Origin of the sequence: Shewanella sp. GutDb-MelDb, from assembly GCF_002836075.1 — a bacterium.
In the GTDB taxonomy this organism is placed as follows: domain Bacteria; phylum Pseudomonadota; class Gammaproteobacteria; order Enterobacterales; family Shewanellaceae; genus Shewanella.
In genome coordinates this window covers 1-24925 of the sequence record NZ_PJBM01000173.1, presented here as the reverse complement: position 1 = coordinate 24925, position 24925 = coordinate 1, and the positions used below count along the sequence as shown (strand labels likewise).

Sequence of the window (24925 nt, the reverse complement as noted above, 5' to 3'; positions counted from 1 at the left end):
ACCGGGTATATAAAAATTTGATTATGTTCATGAAAACCTAAATAACTAACATGGATTATTTATGAAGTTAGGCCGCATCATCACATGTAGATACTTGTATTAATCCTGCTAGGTATCGTCTAAGAATATCCTAAAAAAAGCACTTCACTTCCCCTCAGTAAATTATACTTATGATACCTAGTGAGTTTCAAATTGGTTAGGATTAATAAGTCAACTTATAGTAAATTTGCGATAAACAGAATGGAAAACTCTCTAATGGCTATTAAAAGTGTACTGTTTGTCTGTATGGGCAACATTTGTCGTTCACCATCGGCAGAGGCTATGTTCAGATCACAGGTACAGCAGGCTAAGCTTGATATCAAGATTGAATCAGCAGGTACAATAGCTTATCACCAAGGTCACTCTCCTGATAAACGCTCAATTGCTGCAGGGGTTAAGCGTGGCTTATGCTTTGATGGCATGACTGCTAGACAGGTGAGGATTGACGACTTTAGTGCATTCGATCTTATTTTAGCGGCGGACAAGCAAAATCTTGATGATTTAACAGATATCTGCCCATCTCAATTCCAATCTAAACTTGGTCTTATTTTAGATTATTGTGAATTTTCTGCCGGGGCTATAGCTTATGATGAGGTGCCAGATCCTTATTATGGCGTTGGTGATGGTTTTGAATTAGTACTGGATCTGCTTGAGAACAGTTGTAGTCATCTCGTTGCTAGCATTAGAGATAACAACACATAAAAAAAGCGCCTTATTAAGCGCTTTTTAATATGTTTCTATCAGTCTAGTTAAATCGTTTACCAGAACGCTTTAAGCGTTCTTGTTCACGTTTAACTTCCTCTTTAGCTTCTTTCTCTGCAAGTATTCTGGCGACTTCTGCTTTTTCAATCTCTGCCATGGCAGGTGTTTCTAATGATAGCTGGCCAATTTTTCCTGAACGGAACTCATGTAAAAGAAGTTCAGATACCTTGTGCAAATCGATACGACCACCTGGGCGCAATGCGCCACGCTTACGGCCAATAGCCTCAAGTAACTCGATGTCAGTTTCTGGCAATTCCTTTAGCTTATAACGCTCTTTCATCGCTTCAGGGTAGGCTAGGAGAAAATACTCAGCGGCAAACATAGCAACATCTTCATATTCCATCGCGGTATCTTTAATGGCACCAGTCACGGCAAGTCGGTAACTGCTTCTTTCATTGTCGACTTTTGGCCACAAAATACCAGGGGTATCAGACAGCACAATACCATTACGTAAATTAATACGCTGTTGGATTTTTGTTACCGCAGGTTCATTACCTGTTTTAGCAATTGTACGGCCTGCCAGGGTGTTGATGATCGTGGATTTACCGACATTGGGGATCCCCATGATCATGGTACGAATATCTTTTTCAAGTTTGTCTCTACTCGGGACAAATTTACGGCAAAGGTCAGGAATTTTCTTGACTTGAGCTGCTTGTAAAGTGGTAATCGCCATCGCTTTAACACCTTGCTCTTGTTCAAGGTATTCAATCCAAGCTTGGGTCGTTACCGGATCGGCCAAATCTGATTTATTCAGTAGTTTGATACAAGGCTTATCACCTCGAAGCTTTTGCACCTCAGGATTTTCGCTGCTGTAAGGGATACGCGCATCGAGCACTTCAATAACTAAATCGATCTGAGGCATTACCTCTTCGATCTCTTTACGTGCTTTGTACATGTGTCCCGGATACCACTGAATTGCCATGTGCTTGCTCTACTATCAAATTACATTATTGGGGGGATTTTACCTTGTTAAGCTTATTTATAACAAACAAAAAGCGCGTAAAAGCGCTTTTTGAATGCAATAGAGGCTAAATTACGCCTAATTCTCGAAGGCGTTCCATTAAATAGCTATCCGCTGTGTAGTTCTCTGATAATTTCACTTCAGGATTAGGGTGTAAAAATAGCGGCAGAGAGACTCGAGCCTTGGTCACATCGCTGCCTTCTGGGTTAATAACCCTATGGCTAGTCGATGGGAAATAGCCACCTGATGCCTCTTGCAACATGTCACCGATGTTGATAATGATATTACCAAAGTCGCTTGGTACATCGATCCAAGAGTTGTCTTTTAGCTGAACTTGCAGACCCGGCTCGTTTGCGGCGGGGAGTACCGTCAGCAAATTGATGTCTTCGTGCGCTGCAGCGCGGATAGCACCCGCTTCTTCATTACCCGACATTGGCGGATAGTGTAGTACGCGTAAAAGTGTTTTTTGGCTGTCTTCTATCATTTTTGGTAACGCGATTGAGAACTTATCTTTCACTTCTGTTGGTGAATATAGCTCTACCCATTCAAGCAGTTCCGCCGCTAAGCTATTTGCGTGGTCATAATACTTTAAAATGTTGGCTTTTAGTTGCTCAGGAATACGTCCCCATGGATAGATATGGTAATACTCTTTGATATCTTTAACTGTGTGGCCTTTGGCTGTTTCCGAAATATCCGCAGGGAAAAATCCATCTTGTGTTTCAGGTTTAAATAGAAATTGTCTTTTTTCGTCGGTATTAAAGAACGCTTGCCACTCGGTGTAGATATCTTCGACGAGTTGTTTGTCGATTGGGTGGTTACTTAAAACGCCAAAGCCAGTGTCACGCAGTGATTTTACAAATTTTTCTGCACTGCCAGTCGCTCTATAATCAATTGTCTCTAAAATCATATTGTCTATTCTTATTTTTAGTTAGCCCGGGGCAAGTTTAGCGGCGCGGATACCGCGACGCAAACGTTAGTGATTTAGATCACATCGGTTATTGTTTACCAAGATGAATAGTGTTGCTGAGATAGACATTAATACAATAGATATTAGAGTGTTATCAATTAACACTGCTGAGTATTATACGGCTAAAAAAATTAATGTTTTTTGTTAAGTAAGCAACATTCACGCTGTTCTGTGGCATTATTGGCTAGAATATAGAACGGGTGTTGATTTATCGGATATACAAATTGCGCCGTAAAATGGCCGATTAGTGATGGTATATGAAAGCATTTGGTTGGATCTATGGTCTATGTGGATCAAGATATAAAATATAGATAGAGTCGTTATCATGCATAAACTGACAGAATTTGAAAAACAAGTCATAGAGCAAAAAGGCACTGAAAGACCTTTTAGCGGAGAGTATTATCAGCACGAAGCTGAAGGAACTTATTGTTGTAAGAAATGCGATGCGCCTTTGTACAACTCAGACAGTAAGTTTAATGCCCATTGTGGTTGGCCAGCCTTTGATGATGAAATTAGCGGCGCGGTAAAACGCAATATTGATGCTGATGGTCAACGTGTTGAAATCGTCTGTGCACAGTGTGATGGACATTTAGGCCATGTATTTGAAGGTGAGTTTCTCACTCCTAAGAATGTCAGACACTGTGTTAATTCGGTATCGATGACCTTTAAGTCTGCATCGGAGAAGCCTATCGTTGAAAAGCAGTATGAATTAGCCACCTTTGGTGGCGGTTGTTTTTGGTGTACTGAAGCGGTTTTTACGGCTTTAAAAGGCGTTAATAGTGTTGTTTCAGGTTATGCCGGAGGTGATGCTGATGATGCCAATTACAGGGCGGTCTGCAGTGGCATGACAAGGCATGCTGAGGTCGTGCATATTGAGTTTGATCCAAAGATTATTAGCTACGACAACCTGTTAGCCGTATTTTGGCAAAGCCATGATCCAACTACGTTAAACAGGCAAGGAAACGATAGCGGGCCACAGTATCGCTCCGTTGTGTTTATCCATAGTGAGAAGCAGGCTGAGATTGCTAACGGCATGATTTCTACGATGACTGATGCGGGCGTATGGCAAAACCCGATAGTGACTGAAGTCTCAGCTTTTAATGGTTTTTTTGCTGCTGAAGATGGTCATAAAGACTATTTTGAACTTAATGGTGAGCAACCTTATTGTCAAATCATCGTTAAACCTAAAGTCGATAAAGTAAAAGTACTCTTTGCAGAGTTAATGAAAGATAAGTCGTGAAATAGGCAGTCAATCGCAGACAAAAAAAGACGAGCTATTTAGCTCGTCTTTTTTATTGCTGATGTAAACTGTTATGAATCGAGTTTATCGTCAGCGACTTTATAGTGAGGATCTTCAATCAAGTTAACTTCAACTAAATCACCTGCTTTATGCAGTAACTCTTTACAGTCATTACTGAGATGACGTAAATGCAGTTTCTTACCTTCACTGACATAACGCTCAGCTAAGGTATCGATAGCATCAAGTGCAGAGTGGTCACAAACGCGAGAGTTCTGGAAGTCGACTATCACATCTTCAGGATCTGTTTTAGCAGGGAACAGGTCTAAAAATTCAGCAACTGAACCGAAAAACAGTGGACCATTTAGCTTATAAACTTTCCAACCATTTTTATCTTCGCTGATCTCTACGTTGATATGTTTTGCATGTTCCCATGCAAAGACTAATGCCGACACAATAACACCAACAAACACAGCAAATGCTAAATCAGTGAATACTGTCACGATTGTCACTAGGATAATCACAAACGCATCGTGTTTAGGGACTTTACGCATGACTTTAAAGCTAGCCCATTCAAATGTACCTAACACCACCATGAACATCACACCAACAAGTGCTGCAAGCGGGATCATTTCTATTAATGATGAGCCGAACAAGATAAAGGCAAGCAGGGCTAGCGCTGCCGAGATCCCTGATAGACGACCACGGCCGCCAGAGTTAATGTTGATCATTGATTGACCAATCATCGCGCAACCACCCATAGCACCAAAGAAACCACTAGTGATGTTACCAACACCTTGACCAATACACTCTTTGTTACCACGACCACGAGTACCTGTCATTTCATCGATAACGGTCAATGTTAATAGTGACTCAATCAGGCCTACAGCGGCCAGAATAAGTGAGTAAGGTAGAATGATGTAAAGGGTTGCTAAACTAAACTCAACAGCCGGTATAGAGAAAGTGGGTAAGCTACCCGCGATTGTTGCGTGTTCATCACCGCTCATTGATTTCAGAAAATCCAATACGGTACGCGTGTCTAGATTTAAGAAGGTTACTAGCAAAGTCACGGTTAGAATGGCAGCAAGTGATGATGGGATCGCGGTCGTTAGCTTTGGCAAAAACTGAATGATTGCCATGGTAACAGCCACAAGACCTAACATCAGTATCAGTTGGTCTTGAGGTAACCAGCTCATAACACCATTAACGTCAGGTGTTTGAAATTGCCCTAGCTGTGCTAAGAAAATAACAATCGCTAAGCCATTCACAAAACCTATCATGACTGGGTAGGGCACAATACGGATAAATTTACCGAGCTTAAGAACACCGGCAGAGACTTGAATGAGACCGGCGAGTACAACAGCGGCAAAAAGGTATGGCACGCCATGTTCGGCAACGAGTGCCACCATAACAACAGCCATAGCGCCAGTAGCACCAGAAATCATACCTGGGCGGCCACCAATAACGGCAGTGATCAATCCCATGATAAAGGCGGCATATAAACCGACCATAGGTTCAACACCCGCTACGAATGCAAATGCTACCGCTTCTGGTACTAAAGCAAGGGCGACGGTTAAGCCTGAAAGTAAGTCAGCTCTTGAACTGGCCGTTTTGTGACGAATGAGATCGAACATTTAACCTCTGTTAACAGTTTGTTGAATAGGAATAAGTCTGGGCGCGCATACTATCAAAATTCACGTTGTTTTAAAATAAAAAAGCCATGCTCTTCAGCATGGCTTTTTTGTCGCGAGTCTAAATCTAGATTAGGTGCGAGTCATATCCGAGTTAGCACTGTTTGAAACTCTTGATTTTACTTCATCATTTTGTTCAGAGGTTTCATATTGGCGACCAGCTGGGGTCTCTATGTTCTCTCTAACGTTAACAACGGGCTTTGTCGTATCAGACATCACCATTGAACCAAAACGACTTGCTGGCTTAGCTTTAGCAACAGGCTTTACTTCTATTGCCGCAGGCTGTGTAACCGCTTCGACTTCAACCGCTTTGCTTTCAGTAGGCTTGATGGCTACTGGTTTTGCCATTGGTGCAGATACAGTCTTTGAGGTAACAGTAGCTTCTACAGGTTTTACTGCAATAGCGGTTTTAACAGGCTCAGGCGTTACAACTGGGCTAGGCTCTTGTTTTACTTCTACCGTAACCGCTGGTGCAGCCTTAGCAACAACAGGTGCTTCAACCACGTTAGCTGTAGGAGCAGGAGCTTTAACTTCAGTCGCAGGCTTATAAGCCGGTGATGTATTCATCGCTGATGAACTTGCTACTGAGTTAGTTTTAGCTTTTACAGTTTCAGCTTCAACTGCGACAGGCTCAGCTTTTACTGTTTCTGCTTTAACTGCGACAGGCTCAGCTTTTACTGTTTCGGCTTTAACTGCGACAGGTTCAGCTTTTACTGTTTCTGCTTTAACTGCGACAGGTTCAGCTTTTACTGCGACTTCAACAGGAGCAGCTTCAACAGGAGCAGCTTCAACAGGAGCAGCTTCAACTTTAGGCTCATTAACTTTAGCAACAGGTGCTTCTTCGTGAGTTTCATAAGCTTGAGCTGACGTTGCAACTTCGACCATGTCATTTGGTGTAAATGCTGGAGTCTCAGAGGTGTTTTCATCTTCATCGCGACGACGACGTTGGCCTGCGGCACGAAGGTGACGGGGACTACGACGGCTTCTACGCTGACCTTCTCGAGGTTCACGTGATTTATCATCTGTTGCATCTTCAGTTTGATCAATAGCAACTGACTCAGCAGTTTCAATCGGTGTTGAAACAACTTCAGTCTTAGGCGTTGTATCTGTCGCTGTGTTGGTTTCAACAGCATTTGCGACTTCAACGTTAGCCACTACTGCAACAGCGTCATCAGTTGCTTCAGTATTTTCTACTGTTTCAACTTTAGCTCTTGGCTTACGAGGCTGGCGCTTAGGACGAGCGGGCTTATCATCTGCAACTGCTTGTGTTTGAACAGGCTCTTCAGCTTGAGCTACCACTGCTTTAGTTTCTTCTTGCTCGTTACTCACGCGAACTTTACGGCGCATGTTACGACGTTGACGACGCTCACGTGCTGCTTCTTGCTTAGGCTCGACAGTTTCGGTGCTAGTTGTTTCTACGGCCTTACGTGGCTTTTCGCTACGTTGTGGACGTTTAGTCTCTTCTTGCACTTTTGCTTGGTTTTCATTAGCGTCACTGCGATTGCTCTTAGTACGCGTATCTTTACCTTGCTCACTGTCACTACGACCTTCATTGCGGCCTTCGTTACGACCTTCATTGCGACCTTCATTGCGGTTGCGGCGAGGATCGTTGCGACGGTTATTGCTATTGCGACGATTATTGTTACGTGCTTGACCATTGCGGCTTGTTTTATCTTGCTGCTTAGGTTCAACCTTTACTTCTTCACTGCTACTAAAAAGTGAGCCGATTGCGGCTGCAATTTTAGCAAATAAACCGGGCTCAGCTGGTTTAACTGGCGCGGGTTTAGCTTCTGCAGGTGTAGGCGCTGCTATTTGTGGCGTTGAGAAACCTTTTAGTGCTGGCTGTGGTGGCGCAGCTCTTTCAAGTTTACGAGGCTCGTAAAGCTTAGCTTCTTCTTGCTCAAGCAATTTATAGCTAGATTCGCTGATTTGGTCATCTTTACGATGACGTACAACGCGATAATCAGGTGTGGTCATGTTTGGATCTGGGATCACATACACTTCAACATTGTGACGTTCTTCGGTGATACGAATTGCTTTACGCTTTTCGTTCAATAGGAACGCAGCAACATCAACAGGAACAATTGCCTCAATTTGCGATGTGTTTTCTTTGATGGCTTCTTCTTCCATCAAACGCAAAATTGAAAGGGCAAGTGACTCAGTACCGCGAACGGTGCCTTGTCCATGACAACGTGGACAAAGGTGAGCTGCTGACTCTTCTAGAGAAGGACGCAAACGTTGGCGTGACATCTCCATCAAACCAAAGCGTGATATACGGCCTAATTGGACGCGTGCTCGGTCATGATGAACAGCATCTTGCATACGCTTTTCAACTTCACGTTGATTGCGAACTGGGGTCATATCGATGAAATCGATGACCACTAAACCACCTAAATCACGTAGACGTAATTGACGTGCAATTTCGTCGGCCGCTTCTAGGTTAGTGTTTAGCGCAGTCTCTTCAATATCGCCGCCCTTAGTGGCACGGGCAGAGTTAATATCAATAGAGGTTAATGCTTCTGTTGGGTCGATAACAATCGAACCGCCAGAGGGTAAGCGAACTTCACGTTGGAAGGCCGATTCAATTTGAGTCTCGATTTGGAAATGCGTGAATAGTGGCACTTCAGCGTCATAACGCTTAATACGCTCAACAAAGTCAGGACGTACTAACGAAACGTGCTCTTTAGCTTCTTCATAAATACGTGGGTGATCGATTAGGATCTCACCAACGTCACGACGTAAATAGTCGCGGATAGCACGAACAATCACGTTGCTTTCTTGGTGGATTAAGAAAGGAGCCGGCGCACTTTCAGCCGATTCTTTAATTGCAGCCCAGTGATGTTGCAGAACTTTTAGGTCCCACTTCAATTCAGTTGGCTCTTTTCCTACGCCCGCAGTACGGACGATGAGGCCCATACCTTGTGGGATATCAAGTTCAGAAAGTGCTGCTTTTAACTCAGTACGTTCGTCACCCTCGATACGACGAGAAATACCGCCAGCCCTTGGGTTATTTGGCATTAATACAAGATAAGAACCCGCAAGACTGATAAAGGTTGTGAGTGCAGCGCCTTTGTTGCCACGCTCCTCTTTATCAATTTGAATAATAACTTCTTGGCCTTCTTTTATGACTTCCTTAATATTAGGACGGCCTTGGAAAGAGTAACCTTTTGGGAAATATTCGCGTGCGATCTCTTTTAAAGGGAGAAAGCCATGGCGGTCGGCACCATAGTCAACAAAAGCAGCTTCTAAAGACGGCTCTACTCGAGTGATCGTCCCTTTATAGATATTTGATTTCTTTTGTTCGTGACCTGGGCTTTCAATATCTAGATCGTATAATTGTTGCCCATCAACTAGGGCTACGCGCAACTCTTCAGATTGAGTTGCATTGATTAACATCCGTTTCATGATGATTTAATTCTTCTTTATAAAGGTCATCAAACGATACTTATTTCACTGCATTACGGGCCTAGGATTAAAAAACAGGACCTCACGGTCGGTCTCTAGGCAAGGTGCGCATTGCTGTTAGACGCATTCTCTGCGTGTCGCATCCTATTTATGGCTTATTTTTTAATGTTTACAAAAACAAGGAATTCGTTGTAAAACGTCAACCAACCCCATAAATTCTTAAATACTTTCCGGTAATGCCAATTCGAAATGGTAGCGTCTGACGACGAGTTAAAATTATTCTTCGAAATTGGGGCGTTTAAAGCAGAGAAACCAGTTGTAAGTTGGGATTACGTTTTGATTTAGTCGTGAAGGTCCATTTATTGACCTTTTGATTGATACAACGACCTGTAAATCAATTATTACTATCAAACTGTAAACATTTTTAGTCTCATGCTTTAACGTGATGCATGGGGGGATTTGTGAACACTTTATCCACTGGTTATCCCCGTTAGCGAGAGAAATATAGCAATAATAGATAAAATCAGCAATTGAAAAGGCACAATTCTTTTCACTTGTTGTACAATATGCACAACGAAACACATAGCGGCGCAGCATGAATACTCCATCTCCTAAAGTAGAAGTTCGAATGGTTACCATCGATGAAGACCATACCGGACAGCGTATCGATAATTATTTGTTAACTAAATTAAAAGGCGTTCCTAAAAGTATGATCTATCGGATTGTACGTAAAGGGGAGGTGAGAGTTAATAAGAAACGCATTAAACCTGAGTACAAATTACAAGATGGAGATATCGTGCGTATCCCGCCTATGCGTGTCTCTGATTCGAGTGAACGTCCTGGGCCGTCAGCTAAATTAACGAAAGTCTCGCAGTTAGAAGACCGTATTATCTACGAAGATAAATTCATTATTGTACTGAATAAACCATCAGGTATCGCAGTACATGGTGGCAGTGGTGTCGATTTTGGTGTTATCGAAGCAATGCGCTCGTTACGCACTCAGCAGAAGTTTTTAGAACTGGTTCATCGCTTAGATAAAGACACTTCAGGCCTGTTGCTCATTGCCAAGAAACGCAGTGCGCTAAAACATCTACATGATCAACTTAGATCTAAGAAGATGCAAAAAGATTACCTAGCGCTTGTTAGAGGTGAGTGGCAAAAGCATGATAAGGCAGTCAAAGCACCGTTATTAAAACTAACGCTTAAATCTGGTGAACGCATTGTTAGAGTCAATAAAGAGGGTAAAGAGTGTGAAACCCGCTTTAAGATCATGCAACGCTATAGTGATGCAACGCTTGTTCAAGCAAGTCCTATCACGGGTCGAACTCATCAAATTCGTGTGCATTGTCAATATGCGGGTCACCCTATAGCATGTGATGAAAAGTACAGCGAACAGAAATTTGATGACTCGATGCGTGTCCACGGATTGAATAGACTCTTTTTACACGCTGCTCAGCTTAGGTTTATTCATCCTGACACTGAAGAGATGATGGAAGTAAAAGCGCCAATGGATCCTATTCTAGAATCAACGTTAGCCAAGCTTAAAAAAGCATGAAGTCATACGAACTCGTCATTTTTGATTGGGATGGAACCTTAATGGACTCCATCAGTAAAATCGTGGCCTGTATGCAACAGATGGCCGATTCTCTATCTTTAGTTAAGCCAAGCGAAAACGCTATTCGTGATATTATTGGTTTATCTATGGATGAAGCGCTTAAGACGCTTTACCCATTGTTGGGGCAAGCTAACTTTGCGCCAATGATAGCCTCGTATAAAGAGCATTACTTAACGCTAAACACCACTCCGAGCCCATTGTTTGCGGATAGTGAAACGTTACTAAAGCAGCTATCTGCGAGAAACTATCGTATGGCCGTGGCGACAGGTAAGGGTAGAAATGGTTTAAATCGTGTTTTAGCCGAAACAGGTTTGGGACATCATTTTGAATCTAGCCGCTGCGCTGATGAATCAAAAAGTAAGCCTAATCCTGACATGCTGCTCGAGTTGTTAAAAGAGCTTAATGTTGCGCCTGAACGTGCGGTGATGGTCGGTGACTCTTTGCATGATTTGAACATGGCAAATAACGCTGGCATTGATGCGGTAGGCGTTAGCTACGGTGCTCATAGCCACGACAAACTGATTTTAGCGCAGCCCAAAGCCATTATCGCTACGCCGTTAGCGCTGTTGAGCGTGCTATAAGTTATTCATATGCTTAACGCTAAACCGCGTTAACGCTCGTAGGACGACAGTGCCGCGGTCTCGTCAATCCAAATTGGTGACTCGCCACTGTCCATCCTTGTCATTATATTTATCTCAGTTGCTGCAGCTTGCACGCTTTTGACGACTTTCTTTCATATTCACTCCCTCGCGTCATGAGCATACTCATCTAGTCTTGGAAGACATTGTCATTTACAACACATCTATCCCTTGTAGGTGCAATAAATCGATGAGAGAGATTAACGGCAGACCGACTAATGTGTTGGGGTCTTTACCTTCTAAGCGTTCAAATAGTGCAATACCCAAACCTTCACATTTAAAGCTACCAGCACAATAAAAAGGTTGTTCAGTATCGACATAACGGCTAATGGCTTCAGGGGTGAGTGTCCTAAAGTGGACAATGAAGGGTTCGACGATAGCTTCAACCTGACCGCTTTCTACATCGTGTAGCGCAAGTCCTGTATAGAAGGTGATGGATTGACCGCTCGATTGTGACAGTTGTTGTATTGCGGTTTCACGATTAAGTGGTTTGCCAATAATCTGATTATTGATGACTGCTACTTGATCAGAACCAATTACGACACCCTTGGTATATTTGGCTGCGCCTGCCGCCGCTTTAAGCTTGGATAGCCTAAGAACTAAGTCTTTTGGGGATTCGTTGTCTAAAGGTGTTTCATCGACTTCAGGAGAGCAGCAGCTAAAGGGCAAGTTGAGTTTATTTAGGAGCTGCTTTCGAAATGGAGATGTGGAGGCCAATATAAGCGCTTTTGACATGGTTTAACCTTAGAGTTGGCAATCGAGATACTTTTATAGATAAGTATTTTCGCTAAAGATGAATGGCATTAGCAAGTCATTATTGTACTCAACGCCTTTTTTATCATTTACAAGACGACATCAATGGATGATGGCCTTACTTCTATTTTACGTAATAATATCTATTGATAGGGTAAATTGATGTCAACAGGTAATGTTCAGCCGTTATACAGGTGTTGGTGAATACCATGCAGTCACAGAAGACATTCACTTGGAGATAAATATGTTTAAGCTATGGGTCGCGATTCTAATTATGCTCAGCGTTGTGGTGCATTTAAGTGGTGACGTGAGTCGACCACTTTATCCCACCATTTTATTTGCCATGGTATTGGGCGCTGTGGCGAGAGAAGGGATAGCAATGCTTGATCATATTATCGTTAGTTGGGTATCAAGGGCTGGCTCGGCGGTTAAGTCATACTAAGATTGGTTAGCGAAAATCATTTTGTACCCAGTGTTTATTTGTATTAACCAGTGCTAATCGCTAACGTTGCGAGTCGTGCGACGATTTTACTTGCCGTTTATCCGAAGATGGGGGAGCACAAACGGCATCAAACGGACCTAATGCTTAGCCGAAGGGGTATTAATCGGATGCGAAAATAGCTCGATAGTAGCGCTGTTATCACAAATTTTGCGCCTTCGATGGATTTACGAACACTTAAACGCATTTACCGCTGAAATTTAATGTCATGCGCCTTGGGTTTCTTGTACAATGCGGTTACCTAACAACTCACTTAGCTGAATCCATCGGCGGTTAATCACCTTGGAAGAATAAGGGTGTTGACTTCTGCTAAAATTCACCTAAAATGCGCGCCTTATGCAAACAGTAAAGATACCGGTTTCAATTGATCCCGTTCGCGCTTCCGCTAGCCAGCTTTCGTATGAAGGTTTGGTGCCCGGTAAGCAGTTAAAGCGATTAAATGAATTATGTGCCGGCGACTGTTCTGATGTGGCAGTGTCGCTTGAATGTGGCGTAGATATACAGGGGATAGTCTACCTTAACGGGAAGGCTGTGACGGAGCTCACTCTGGATTGTCAACGTTGTATGACACTATTTACCACTGAGGTTACGGTCGAGTTTAGTTTTGGTCTTTGTAAGACTGAAGCTGAAATCGATGAGCTCCCGGATGTGTATGAGCCTATTGAGTGCAATGAAATTGGCGAAGTGCGTCTACATCAATTGATCGAAGATGAATTGATAATCGCTATGCCTTTGATTGCCATGCATGAGAATGAAGATTGTCATCAAGGTAAACAAGACGTAGTTGTAGGCGAGATCGAACCCGCTCAAGAGGAGCGTCCAAATCCGTTTGCAGTGTTAGAAAAACTGAAGAGCAAGTAATCTAGGAGACAGGTCCAATGGCTGTACAAAAGAACAAAAAATCTCGTTCAAAGCGCGGAATGCGTCGTTCACATGATTCATTGAGCACGCCTCAATTGTCTGTGGATTCAACGAGTGGTGAACTACACCTTCGTCACAATGTGACTGCGGATGGTTTTTACCGTGGTCAAAAGGTTATCAACAAGTAATTGTTGAGACCCTGATGACAAATCTGACGCTTGCGTTAGATGCGATGGGGGGCGACTTTGGTCCCCGCATCACAGTGCCTGCAACTTTGCAGGCACTTCGCTTAAACCCCCTCTTAAAAGTCATACTCGTGGGCGATCAAGTCCAGATAGACAAATATCTTGTATCTGCTGAACCAGCAGTTAAAAATCGTATTGAGATTAAACATACAACCGAAGTGGTTACTATGTCCGATCGACCTGTCCATGCCTTAAGAAATCGTAAGCAAAGTTCTATGCGTCTCGCAATAGAATTAGTGCGTGACGGTAAAGCACAAGCTTGCTTGAGCGCGGGTAATACAGGTGCGTTAATGGCGATGTCCAAAGTACTGCTTAAGACTTTGCCCGGCATTGACCGCCCAGCACTTGTTACTTGTTTACCTGCGGTAAATAATACGCCTGTTTATTTATTAGACTTAGGTGCAAACGTATCTTGCGATTCAGAAACTTTACTCCAATTTGCGGTGATGGGCTCAGTGCTGAGTGAAACGGTTGATAAAACGGTTTCGCCAAAGGTGGCTTTGCTCAATGTCGGTATTGAAGAGATTAAAGGTAATGACCAGGTCCAGCAGGCAGGTCAACTACTGCAACAAATTCCTCAAGTGAACTACACTGGTTTTATTGAAGGTGATGAGATCTATTCGGGTAATGTCGATGTGATCGTGTGTGATGGTTTTGTCGGCAATATTACGTTAAAAACGTCGGAAGGTATTGCAAGGCTACTCATTCATCAGTTGAAAAAAGGCCTGTCTGATGGTTTTTTTGTACGTATTCTCGCCAAAATTATAGCGCCACGCATTCATTCTTTGTTAGATCAGATGAACCCCGACCACTACAATGGCGCAAGTCTGATAGGATTGCGCGGAATTGTAGTAAAAAGTCATGGGTGTGCAGATGAAACTGCTTTTTTACAAGCAATAAGCTTGGCAGTAACAGAAGCACAACGTCGACTCCCTCAGATGATCGAAGACCGTCTAGAGTCGATTCTTTTAGATATTAATAGCTGATAAATTTCTTATGCATACAAAAATTCTCGGTACTGGTAGTTATCTACCGGTACAAGTGCGCAGTAATCAAGATCTAGAGAAAATGGTGGAAACCACCGACCAATGGATCGTTGATCGCACAGGTATTTCAGAGCGTCGAATCGCTGCAGCAGAAGAAACTGTTGCGACGATGGGGTATCAAGCTGCATTAAAAGCCATCGAAATGGCCGGTATTGATGCAACTGAAATCGATATGATTGTTTGTGGCACCACTAGTGCGAGCAATGCTTTCCCCGCCGCGGCTTGTGAAATTCAAGCGATGCTTGGAATTCATACTATTCCGGCATTTGATATTGCAGCAGCATGCTCTGGTTTTGTTTACGCATTATCGGTAGCTGATCAATATGTAAAATCGGGTGCGGCGCGCAATGTGTTGGTTATCGGTGCCGATGTATTATCTCGTTTGTGTAAACCTGAAGACCGTTCGACTATCATTCTATTTGGCGATGGTGCCGGTGCAGCAGTATTAAGTGCATCCACGGAACCTGGTATTATTTCAACGCATATTTATGCTGATGGCCGTCAAGCTGACTTGTTAAAGTGTTCTATTCCATCGCGTAAAGGGGATGATTCAGAAGAGCTTGGGTACATGACGATGAAAGGTAACGACGTGTTTAAGGTTGCCGTTACGCAGCTGTCCCATGTTGTCACTGAAACATTGCGTCAAAATAATATTGAAAAGTCTGATATTGATTGGCTGGTACCACATCAGGCTAATTTTAGAATTATCAAAGCGACCGCAAAGAAATTGGACATGAGTCTTGATAAAGTCGTACTGACTTTAGCAAAGCATGGTAATACATCCGCTGCGTCAGTGCCGATTGCCTTAGATGAAGCCGTGAGAGATGGGCGTATCCAACGTGGTCAAATGATTTTGCTTGAAGCCTTCGGTGCAGGATTTGCCTGGGGAAGTGCTTTAGTTCGGTTCTAACAGCCGTATTAACGGTAAAACGTCAATTTTAAAGGTAGATTAATATGGAAAATACAGCTTTTGTATTCCCAGGACAGGGTTCACAGGCATTAGGAATGTTGGCAGAACTTGCCGAATCTCAACCGATTATAGGTGAGACATTTGCTCAAGCAAGCAACGTTCTAGGTTATGACCTTTGGGAACTCGTTCAACAAGGTCCGGTTGAAGCGCTGAATCAAACCGATAAAACTCAGCCAGCGTTATTAGCGGCGAGTGTTGCAATTTATCGCGCTTATGCAGCCTCGGGTAAAAGTTTGCCAAAGGTGATGGCTGGCCATAGTCTGGGTGAATACTCAGCACTCGTGTGTGCTGGTGTGATGGGTTTTGAAGCGGCAATTAAATTGGTTGAGCTACGTGGTCAGCTAATGCAACAAGCGGTTCCAGCAGGCACTGGCGCCATGTTTGCCATAATCGGTTTAGACAATGACGCTATCGCAACTGCGTGCGCAGAAGCTGCTCAAGGCGAAGTCGTTAGCCCTGTTAATTATAATAGCCCCGGTCAAGTCGTGATTGCGGGTGAAAAAGCAGCCGTAGAACGCGCTGCGGCAATATGTAAAGAAAACGGTGCCAAAATGGCCGTTGCGCTACCAGTGAGTGTACCTTCACATTGCCAATTGATGAAACCTGCTGCAGATAAACTTGCAATAGCACTAATTGATATTGAATTCAGCATACCTTCAGTAAAAGTGATCAATAATGTTGATGTCGCAAGCCCTAATGCAGCACAAGAGATTAAAGCTGCATTGGTTCGCCAGTTATATTGTCCAGTCAGATGGTCGGAAACTGTAGAGCTAATGGCCGAGCAGGGTATCACCGATTTGTTTGAAATTGGTCCAGGAAAAGTACTGACTGGGCTTAGTAAGCGTATCAATCGCTCACTAACAGCAAAAGCAATTAACGATGTTGCGTCATTCGCGGCATTGACCGAATAAGGAAATCTAATGAGTATAAGTTTTGATCTGACTGGCAAAGTTGCCCTTGTAACAGGCGCTAGCCGTGGTATTGGTCGTGCAGTAGCTGAGACTCTAGTGTCTGCTGGTGCTGTGGTAATAGGGACAGCAACAAGTGAACGTGGCGCAGAAGCTATTCAAGCCTATTTAGGTGATAATGGTCATGGTCTTGTTTTAAACGTTACTGACGGCGACTCGGTTAAAGCCTTGTTCAGCACAATTAAAGAAAAAGCTGGCGATGTTGATATTTTAGTTAACAACGCAGGCATTACTCGTGATAATTTATTGATGCGAATGAAGGACGATGAGTGGCAAGATATTATTGACACTAACCTAACTTCGATATTTCGCACTTCAAAAGCGGTCATGAGACCTATGATGAAAAAACGTCATGGACGCATCATCAATATTGGCTCTGTGGTAGGCACCATGGGCAATGCAGGCCAAACTAACTACTCTGCTGCTAAAGCAGGTTTGATCGGATTTACAAAATCTCTTGCAAGAGAGGTTGCATCTCGTCAAATAACAGTTAATGCTATTGCTCCTGGATTTATCCAGACAGACATGACAGATGAGCTGACGGAAGAGCAGCAACAAGCTATTATGTCTAGAGTGCCAATGGAAAGACTTGGTCAGGCGCAGGAAATTGCTAACGCAGTCCTCTTTTTAGCGTCCGACTCTGCCGCTTACATCACTGGAGAGACTCTCCATGTGAACGGTGGAATGTACATGGTTTAAGTGAATGACGGGCTATTACCTCTTTCGAGAGGTGATCTGCATCAAACGTGAGCCCATTTTGTGGTTAGACCACAAAAGTTAAGCTTGCAATGTCTGTCAAATTCAATAAACTACTCGCAATCTTACGCAAGTGCGTAATTTGAATAGGAAAGAAAACAATGAGCAACATCGAAGAACGTGTAAAGAAAATCATCATCGAGCAACTAGGTGTTAAAGAAGAAGACGTTAAATCAGCAGCATCTTTCGTTGACGATTTAGGTGCCGATTCTCTAGACACTGTTGAATTGGTTATGGCTCTAGAAGAAGAGTTTGATACCGAGATCCCTGATGAAGAAGCAGAAAAGATCACTACTGTTCAAGCAGCGATCGATTACGTTTCTAAGAATCAGTAATCTAGAATTTCTGAAAACAGGCGGCATTTATGCCGCCTGTTTTTGTTTGTAAAAGCCGCTGGTTGATGTAAGTCTTTAAGCAATAATGTCCTCGCTTCCGCTTCAATACACCAATCAGACCTGGCTCGTGAAGGTATTGGTAGTTCAAACTCTTTAGTACTATCATAACAATTCATTTTTAATTAGATAAAGGTGATAGCGTGTCTAAACGTCGTGTCGTCGTAACTGGCTTAGGCCTAGTTAGCCCTGTGGGCAATACTGTAGATTCAACTTGGAAAGCACTGGTTTCCGGTAAAAGTGGTATCGCACCAATAACCAAATTTGATGCTAGCGAGTTCACTACTCGTTTTAGCGGTTCTGTTAAAGACTTTGACGTTGAACAGTACATGTCACGTAAAGATGCCCGTAAGATGGATCTGTTTATCCAATACGGTATGGCTGCTGGCATACAAGCTGTAGAAGATTCAGGTTTAGAGATGGACAAGGTTGATCCTGGACGTGTAGGCACCGCTATTGGTGCGGGCATGGGCGGATTACCTTTGATTGAGAAAAATCACAGCGCTTTATTGAAAGGTGGACCGCGTAAAGTGTCGCCATTTTTTGTGCCAAGCACCATCATTAATATGATATCAGGTCACCTATCGATTAAATACGGCATGACAGGCCCTAACTTCGCGGTGACAACGGCTTGTACTACAGGTGTGCATAATATTGGTTTTGCGGCGCGTACAATCGCGTATGGCGACGCTGATGTTATGGTTGCAGGTGGCGCTGAAGATGCGACGTGTCCATTAGCGGTTGCAGGTTTTGGCTCTGCTAAAGCGCTTTCTACCCGTAACGATGATCCACTGGCGGCTAGCCGACCTTGGGACAAAGACCGTGATGGATTTGTCATTGGCGATGGTGCTGGTGTCATGGTCATGGAAGAATACGAACACGCCAAAGCACGTGGTGCAACCATATACGGTGAACTTGTCGGGTTCGGTATGAGTGGCGATGCGTTCCATATGACGTCACCTCCAAGTGATGGTGCAGGCGCTGCAGCGGCAATGGCGAATGCGATTAATGATGCTAAAATTGGTCGTGAAGCTATCGGCTACATTAATGCCCATGGTACATCGACCCCTACGGGCGATAGAGCGGAGGCTGCAGCGGTAAAGTCGACGTTTGGTGCTCATGCATACGACTTAGCTGTTAGTTCGACTAAATCAATGACAGGGCATCTTTTGGGGGCAGCAGGATCTGTTGAAGCTATCGTTACTTTGTTAGCACTTCGAGATCAGGTTATTCCGCCAACATTGAATTTAGATAATCCAGATGAAGGCTGTGATTTGGACTTTGTTCCTCATACCGCACGTGACTGTAAATTTGAGTATGGTCTATGTAACTCGTTTGGATTTGGTGGCACTAACGGCTCGTTACTGTTTAAGAAAATCTAGCCACAACCACTCATTATTAAAGCGCCTCTATGGCGCTTTTTTTATGGAAATCATTTTTTAAACCTCAAATAATATGCTTTATCCTCGTTAGATTAACTTTGTATATTTCACAGGTTAACCTTGGTTCATCTTGCCACTCTAAACTGGTATAACCACTTATTGAGGCAGATACTAGTTACATAGCGTTAAACATCATATTTGAGGTTGAAAAATTGATAAATCCACTTGTGATCCCGATCATGCCGGTATTGGGAGTACTCACTGCAAACTTAAATGAACTCATCAGAGGAGAGGTGGTTAATTTGCACCCTAAGCTCATGATCGGGATTAAAACATTTAATGCAGCAGCGGCAGGTTTTGCCTTTATCTGGTTTGCCTTATTGGTGACTGCGATTTCTATCAGTGACCAATACAGTGCTCTTACCGGTGCACTTATCATCGGTCTATTTCTGCTGGGTATTGCGATATATGGGATATTTAAAGGGGCGAAGTTTTTAAGTGCTAGCACTCAAGTATGGATCTATCGTTTGGCATTGCCGCTGATGGCGCTGGGATCATATTTGGTGGTTCACTTTGGATAGAAACAACCAGTCTATTGAATTACTGAGCTATGTAGAGCGGCCCCAAAGCTTTGAAATCTAATTTGACAGTTGAGTCAATGGTACAGGCACCGTCAGAGCGACAACACTGAGATATAAGCGGTTGGAAGCTGGGCACGCCCTCATGTTGAGCATTATGATTAGCAAAACCTAATGACTGGCTTCGAAGATTTGACTTTCCTATGAGCTTACAAGTATGTATTGCCATTGGCATAATGTGTTGCTAAGTGAAAAGGTGTAAACTAAAGCTATAAATTACTATGTATTGAGGTCGATATGGCAGGAACCGATAGACAGCTCACGTTACGATTTTTAGCAGAACCTGCAGACGTTAATTTTGGTGGTAAAGTCCACGGCGGCGCGGTAATGAAATGGATTGATCTCGCGGGTTACGCTTGCGCTGCGGGTTGGAGTGGTAAATATTGCATTACGGCTTATGCTGGCGGAATTCGTTTTGTTAAGCCTATTCATGTTGGGAATATCGTCGAGGTCACTGCTAAAGTCATTTATACTGGTAGAACGTCAATGCATTTAGGGATCGACGTAAAAGCAGGCGATCCAAAGGAGTCTGAAAGGCATCTTACAACGCATTGTGTGTTGATTATGGTTGCGGTTGACGATGCTGGACAGCCAACACAGGTTCCTGAGTGGGTTCCGAGCACTGATGCTGATATTGAATTGCGTGAGTCTGCCGTGCGGTTAATGGATATGCGCAAAAAAATTGGTGCAGAAATGGCAGCGCACGTGACTTTATAGGGCTAAGTCTGACTATAAGAATAGAAAGCTAGCATTTTGCTGGCTTTTTTATTATCTGCGAGAGACTGTTTTGTTCGCGCTAAGCGCAGTAGAATGCCTTTAAACAACATAAAATAACCCTACAAATAGGAATAATAATGGCTAAAGTTGCATTCATCGGTTTAGGTGTGATGGGTTATCCCATGGCGGGTCATCTGGTCAAAAATGGTCATGATGTGACGGTATATAATCGTACTGAGTCTAAAGCTAAGGCTTGGTGTGACGAGTTTTCAGGACAATATTATTCCACTCCCAAAGCGGCAGCAGAAGGCCAAGATATTGTATTTATTTGTGTTGGCAATGATGCTGACTTACGACAAGTAACACTTGAGGCAGAGGGAGTGTTAGCCGGTATGAAACCCGGCGCTATCCTCGTTGACCACACCACGGCTTCTGCAGACGTTGCAAGGGAGATTGGAGCAGCGGCAAGCAAAATTGAAGTTGGCTTCATCGATGCACCAGTCTCTGGTGGGCAAGCCGGTGCTGAAAAAGGTGTACTGACGGTTATGGCCGGTGGTGCAGAAACAACTTTTGATAGCGTTAAACCTGTCATTGACTCCTATGCACGCTGTGCGGAGCGACTTGGTGACGTGGGTGCCGGGCAATTGACCAAAATGGTGAATCAAATCTGTATCGCTGGCGTGGTACAAGGACTCGCTGAAGGTCTGCATTTTGCACGTAGCGCGGGTTTAGACGGTGAAAAAGTGGTTGAAGTGATCAGTAAAGGCGCTGCGCAATCGTGGCAGATGGAAAATCGTTATCAAACAATGTGGCAGGGCGAATATAACTTTGGTTTTGCGGTTGACTGGATGCGCAAGGACTTAGGCATTGCACTAGAAGAAGCACGTAGCAATGGTTCTCACTTGCCGCTAACCGCGCTGGTCGATCAATTTTATTCGGAAGTACAGTCGATGGGGGGTAATCGCTGGGATACCTCTGGTTTACTGGCAAAGCTTGAAAAAAACAGACGTTAATTTATTGAGTATAAAAAAATGGACTGCTTTTGCAGTCCATTTTAATTTAAGCTAAGAATAACACGCAAGAATATGCGTTATTCAGGATCAACAACGATATGTTCAAGTTCTACAGCGGCAACTGCGTGTAGCGCATCCATTGTTGCACCCACTAATGAAACCACGCCTTTAGCGGACTCGATGAGTACTGCACGGTTAATGTCACTGAAATCACGATTGTGACGCGCCATAGTCGACAAGGCCATTTGCATTGGTAACATCGATGGGTTAAATGCAGCATTTTCTGCATAACGGCCACAAAAAGTAGCGCCATCTTTCGTTTCTAATACCACAGCAGCATAATTTTTAGTGTACGGAGCGTAACTCAGGCCTGCATGATCTACAGCCTCAATAATCATCGGATCGGCAGAGTCAAGCGTTAGCGTATGCTGCTGTTTGGTTAGCAAGGGCTCTGTGATATTCAGATCGCTCGGACCAAAGGCATAGGGTAGATAATGGGACAGAGGTAGCATTTTTTGTTCAGGAAGGTGGATGTTCACTTTCTGGCCTTCAACCAGCTCATTCATAAATTGGCGACAGTGGCCACATGGTGAGAAGTTGACGATGACATCTTCAATTTGCCGTTCACCACTTAGCCAAGCATGGCTAATCGCGCTCTGCTCTGCGTGCACAGAATGAAACAGCGCTTCACCAGCAAGTTCAAGGTTGGCACCCATATAGATGTCACCACTTTTGCCTTTAGCAATAGCGCCAACATAAAAGTTACTGATAGGTACTCTTGCAAGTGCTGCTGCAATAGGTAATAAGGCAAGCAGTAATGCTTGTTCTTCCATCTGGGTTGCTGTTTTCAATTCATTAAGTTGCTGAGCATCGATATGCCCAGTAAAGTCTTTATCTAGAATCGGTACAAGTGCCTTAGCCAGAGACTCTGGTAAATTAGCTATGCTTTTTAAAAATCGGTCTTGCATACGCTACTGCCTTTTTATTAACGCTAATGAAATAACATTCTAGTAAGCTTGTTACATATAGAATGCGATCTAGATCGCATTCTGCCGTCTAAAAATCCTAAAGACTTCTAAGATAATGACACAAAGCCTGTAATAATTTCTGCTTTGTTTCATTTTGTTCAGTTTCTTCAATGATGTTTTCAAGCTTGATCATATACTCAGGATCATTGAGTCTTGGCTGACAGAATTCACGCCAACGAATGAGCTCTGACTCATCAAGTGTTTCAGGATAATTACGTGCTTTATATCGAAATAGCATTTCCGGTAGGCGTTCATCGTCAAATGACAGCTCAAGTGCTGCTAAGTTGACGGGCTTAGTATTACGGATCATCTCCATTTTTGCTTTGTCTGCGCGACTAAAGAAGCCACCGCTATAAAGCTGAAGATCAGGATCTGTAATGACTCTATCAGACTCGATATCAAACACCGCAACCAGCTTTTCTCTTATCTCCGGGTGCTGTCTAAGCTTTTTGTATTGCTCTCTGGCAAATGCTTTATCGATATCAAGACGCGCGGCATTCTCATCGGTTAACGTTTTAGCACCGGCAAGGAATGGGCTTTTGTTGATATGGATCTGTTTGATGCCGATAGGTAGCTCATCTTCAGCCAAATCGTCACGCCTTGTGTACATTCGTTCTCGAATTTGCTCAGCAGTTAACTCGATGAGAGGCGTGACGTCCATGGTTAAATTGACACATATAACCGAATTTTTATTGGTGGAGTGAAAGGCAAGCGGTGCGATTAATGTGGTGCAGCCATTTAACGCGCTAATTTTCGAACTTACATGCACTAACGGCTTCATTTCTAGCACGTCGATTAGCTTAGTGACTTCTTGTTTGCGTCGTAAGCTGAAGTAGTAATCGAAGAGTTTAGGCTGTACTGACTTTATAAGCTTAGCCATAGCAATGGTTGCATAAACATCAGACATCGCATCGTGCGCTTTTTCATGACTAAGGCCATTGGCAACAGTGAGTTGTTCAAGTTTAAAACTAGGAGAGCCATCTTCTTTCTGTGGCCAGTTTATTCCATCGGGTCTAAATGCATAACAAGCACGCACTAAATCAATGATGTCCCAGCGGCTGTTGTCATTTTGCCACTCTCTAGCATAGGGATCGAAGAAGTTACGATAAAAGCCATAACGAGTAACTTCATCATCGAATCTAATTGAGTTATAACCGACAACACAGGTTTTTTCTTGGCTGAATTGTTGGTTAATTTTAGCCATGAATTCAGCTTCAGGCATCCCTTTTAGATTAGCCAGTTGCGGTGTGATCCCAGTTATCAAAATGGCTTCAGGCGACGGGAGGTAGTCGTTTGCCAGTTTACAATAAAAGGTCACAGGCTCCTCAATAATATTGAGGTCCATATCCGTTCTGACCCCTGCAAACTGCGACGGTCTGTCTTTTGCTGGGTTTGCACCGAATGTTTCATAATCGTGCCAGAAGAGGGTGTTCTGTGTTTTTGAAGGCATAAAATCATGGCTATTAACTTCTATTAAGTAGTTTCATCATAGCATTGCCTTAGTTCAATTGTCTTAACCTCCAGAAAATAGACTCTTATTTGCTTGAATTTACGCCAGTTTGATCACTGGAACCTAGCCTCTATAGCAAGTACAATACGTCTACGTCAATGAGGTGTTGTATGCTTGAACCGCTATTAATCCAACCGCAAATAATCGAAATTAACCACCAATCAAAATTAAAACTCGTTTTGTCTGAACAGTTTGGCAACTTTAGTGTATTGCAGCTGCAATCAGGCCCTATTGCTGAAGTCGTTGTTGTAAGTGTTACAGCGACTAAAATGTCACTGATGATTCGGCTTCATCCATACTTGTCGCTTGATGTTATCGAAGCGAATGAATATGCCGCATCTAATGCAATCCTTAATCGTAGCGTTGGTCAAGGCTGGCGCCTATTTTCAACGCTGGGCATTTCGCCTAGACTTTGTGCGGAGCAGCTTAGAAAAGGGCTTTTCGTCGCAGTGAGTATCGGTAATGGCTGCCAGTTTAATATCGTGGGTCCTGTAAAATGGGAGTTAATCCCTTTAGAAGCAGATTTTCGATTAGGTAATTTCGCGAGAGAGATCCAGCGAGCGAAACACATTATTGCTCGTTCAATGGATTTAGAGCCCAATGCTGAAAGCCTTTTAGTCGAAATTAGCGAGTTAGACAGTATTTGTTACGACTTAAAACACTTTGCTGCCGAAGGTTTTTTAAAGCAAGCCAATGACGATATAAGTCAACTAGATGCTCAATTGATAAGAAAAAGGCAGTTACTCAGTCGGCTATATTCTCAACTCATCGAGCGACCAAACTTGTATCGAGCAGCTAACGTTGATATTAACCAAGATATGTTGATGAGAAA

The 24925-nt window shown here is 43.4% G+C and carries 24 protein-coding genes; 17 read left to right on the top strand and 7 right to left on the bottom strand.

What is annotated here, in order from left to right; translation table 11 throughout:
* Window positions 1-255: 255 nt before the first annotated feature.
* Window positions 256-741 (top strand): low molecular weight protein-tyrosine-phosphatase, encoded by a 486-nt coding sequence (locus tag CXF82_RS08465; protein WP_102044026.1) that lies wholly within the window; start codon window positions 256-258, stop codon window positions 739-741.
* Window positions 742-784: 43 nt separating this feature from the next.
* Here the strand turns inward: CXF82_RS08465 and ylqF are convergent, their stop codons facing one another.
* Window positions 785-1723 (bottom strand): ribosome biogenesis GTPase YlqF, encoded by a 939-nt coding sequence (gene ylqF / locus CXF82_RS08460; protein ID WP_101091524.1) that lies wholly within the window; start codon window positions 1721-1723, stop codon window positions 785-787.
* Window positions 1724-1829: 106 nt separating this feature from the next.
* Window positions 1830-2669, bottom strand: a complete 840-nt coding sequence (locus CXF82_RS08455; RefSeq protein WP_101091525.1) for an isopenicillin N synthase family dioxygenase — start codon at window positions 2667-2669, stop codon at window positions 1830-1832.
* 385 nt (window positions 2670-3054) lie between these two features.
* On the opposite strand from CXF82_RS08455, the gene CXF82_RS08450 reads away from it, so the two are divergent.
* On the top strand, window positions 3055-3969 hold the full coding sequence (locus tag CXF82_RS08450) for a bifunctional methionine sulfoxide reductase B/A protein (RefSeq protein ID WP_102044025.1): 915 nt from the start codon (window positions 3055-3057) through the stop codon (window positions 3967-3969).
* 71 nt (window positions 3970-4040) lie between these two features.
* Here the strand turns inward: CXF82_RS08450 and CXF82_RS08445 are convergent, their stop codons facing one another.
* Window positions 4041-5600, bottom strand: a complete 1560-nt coding sequence (locus tag CXF82_RS08445; protein WP_101091527.1) for a SulP family inorganic anion transporter — start codon at window positions 5598-5600, stop codon at window positions 4041-4043.
* A 129-nt stretch (window positions 5601-5729) separates the two neighbouring features.
* Window positions 5730-9062 (bottom strand): ribonuclease E, encoded by a 3333-nt coding sequence (gene rne / locus CXF82_RS08440; RefSeq protein ID WP_102044024.1) that lies wholly within the window; start codon window positions 9060-9062, stop codon window positions 5730-5732.
* A gap of 595 nt (window positions 9063-9657) precedes the next feature.
* On the opposite strand from rne, the gene rluC reads away from it, so the two are divergent.
* Both rluC and CXF82_RS08430 read left to right on the top strand, forming a co-directional pair.
* Window positions 9658-10617, top strand: coding sequence for a 23S rRNA pseudouridine(955/2504/2580) synthase RluC (rluC, locus tag CXF82_RS08435; RefSeq protein ID WP_101091529.1), 960 nt, complete (start codon window positions 9658-9660; stop codon window positions 10615-10617).
* The gene (locus CXF82_RS08430) at window positions 10614-11258 is read left to right on the top strand and encodes an HAD family hydrolase (RefSeq protein WP_101091530.1); all 645 of its coding nucleotides are present in this window, start codon (window positions 10614-10616) and stop codon (window positions 11256-11258) included. The genes rluC and CXF82_RS08430 overlap by 4 nt, the downstream gene beginning before the upstream one ends.
* Window positions 11259-11468: 210 nt before the next feature.
* On the opposite strand, the gene CXF82_RS08425 is transcribed toward CXF82_RS08430, so the two are convergent.
* A complete protein-coding gene (locus CXF82_RS08425; RefSeq protein ID WP_102039989.1) occupies window positions 11469-12050 on the bottom strand; it encodes a Maf family protein in 582 nt (193 codons plus the stop codon).
* A 262-nt stretch (window positions 12051-12312) separates the two neighbouring features.
* On the opposite strand from CXF82_RS08425, the gene CXF82_RS08420 reads away from it, so the two are divergent.
* From CXF82_RS08420 to CXF82_RS08365, 12 genes are all read left to right on the top strand, one after another.
* A complete protein-coding gene (locus CXF82_RS08420; RefSeq protein WP_102039990.1) occupies window positions 12313-12510 on the top strand; it encodes a hypothetical protein in 198 nt (65 codons plus the stop codon).
* A gap of 393 nt (window positions 12511-12903) precedes the next feature.
* The gene (gene yceD / locus CXF82_RS08415; RefSeq protein ID WP_101091533.1) at window positions 12904-13428 is read left to right on the top strand and encodes a 23S rRNA accumulation protein YceD; all 525 of its coding nucleotides are present in this window, start codon (window positions 12904-12906) and stop codon (window positions 13426-13428) included.
* 17 nt (window positions 13429-13445) lie between these two features.
* Window positions 13446-13616, top strand: coding sequence for a 50S ribosomal protein L32 (gene rpmF / locus CXF82_RS08410; protein ID WP_012142966.1), 171 nt, complete (start codon window positions 13446-13448; stop codon window positions 13614-13616).
* A gap of 14 nt (window positions 13617-13630) precedes the next feature.
* A complete protein-coding gene (plsX, locus tag CXF82_RS08405; RefSeq protein ID WP_101091534.1) occupies window positions 13631-14659 on the top strand; it encodes a phosphate acyltransferase PlsX in 1029 nt (342 codons plus the stop codon).
* Window positions 14660-14669: 10 nt separating this feature from the next.
* The gene (locus tag CXF82_RS08400) at window positions 14670-15629 is read left to right on the top strand and encodes a beta-ketoacyl-ACP synthase III (RefSeq protein WP_101091535.1); all 960 of its coding nucleotides are present in this window, start codon (window positions 14670-14672) and stop codon (window positions 15627-15629) included.
* 44 nt (window positions 15630-15673) lie between these two features.
* The gene (gene fabD / locus CXF82_RS08395) at window positions 15674-16600 is read left to right on the top strand and encodes an ACP S-malonyltransferase (RefSeq protein WP_101091536.1); all 927 of its coding nucleotides are present in this window, start codon (window positions 15674-15676) and stop codon (window positions 16598-16600) included.
* Between the two features lie 9 nt (window positions 16601-16609).
* Window positions 16610-17356 (top strand): 3-oxoacyl-ACP reductase FabG, encoded by a 747-nt coding sequence (fabG, locus tag CXF82_RS08390; RefSeq protein ID WP_101091537.1) that lies wholly within the window; start codon window positions 16610-16612, stop codon window positions 17354-17356.
* Window positions 17357-17514: 158 nt separating this feature from the next.
* Complete coding sequence (acpP, locus tag CXF82_RS08385; protein ID WP_011496723.1) at window positions 17515-17748, top strand: acyl carrier protein; 234 nt, start codon at window positions 17515-17517, stop codon at window positions 17746-17748.
* Window positions 17749-17948: 200 nt separating this feature from the next.
* Window positions 17949-19187 (top strand): beta-ketoacyl-ACP synthase II, encoded by a 1239-nt coding sequence (gene fabF, locus CXF82_RS08380; RefSeq protein ID WP_101091538.1) that lies wholly within the window; start codon window positions 17949-17951, stop codon window positions 19185-19187.
* A gap of 212 nt (window positions 19188-19399) precedes the next feature.
* The gene (locus tag CXF82_RS08375; RefSeq protein WP_101091539.1) at window positions 19400-19768 is read left to right on the top strand and encodes a hypothetical protein; all 369 of its coding nucleotides are present in this window, start codon (window positions 19400-19402) and stop codon (window positions 19766-19768) included.
* A gap of 294 nt (window positions 19769-20062) precedes the next feature.
* The gene (locus CXF82_RS08370) at window positions 20063-20542 is read left to right on the top strand and encodes an acyl-CoA thioesterase (RefSeq protein ID WP_101091540.1); all 480 of its coding nucleotides are present in this window, start codon (window positions 20063-20065) and stop codon (window positions 20540-20542) included.
* Between the two features lie 137 nt (window positions 20543-20679).
* Window positions 20680-21555 carry an NAD(P)-dependent oxidoreductase gene (locus CXF82_RS08365; protein WP_102039991.1) on the top strand — a complete coding sequence of 292 codons (876 nt, stop codon included), beginning with the start codon at window positions 20680-20682 and terminating at the stop codon, window positions 21553-21555.
* A 77-nt stretch (window positions 21556-21632) separates the two neighbouring features.
* Here CXF82_RS08365 and cdd read toward each other — a convergent pair whose 3' ends face one another.
* Together cdd and sbcB are read right to left on the bottom strand one after the other, a co-directional pair.
* Window positions 21633-22523: a cytidine deaminase gene (cdd, locus tag CXF82_RS08360; protein WP_102044023.1), complete on the bottom strand. Its 891-nt coding sequence runs from the start codon at window positions 22521-22523 to the stop codon at window positions 21633-21635.
* A gap of 97 nt (window positions 22524-22620) precedes the next feature.
* A complete protein-coding gene (gene sbcB, locus CXF82_RS08355; RefSeq protein ID WP_102039992.1) occupies window positions 22621-24033 on the bottom strand; it encodes an exodeoxyribonuclease I in 1413 nt (470 codons plus the stop codon).
* A 170-nt stretch (window positions 24034-24203) separates the two neighbouring features.
* Here sbcB and CXF82_RS08350 point away from each other — a divergent pair.
* Window positions 24204-24925: hypothetical protein (locus tag CXF82_RS08350; protein ID WP_102044022.1), on the top strand; the 722-nt coding region annotated here is incomplete at its 3' end.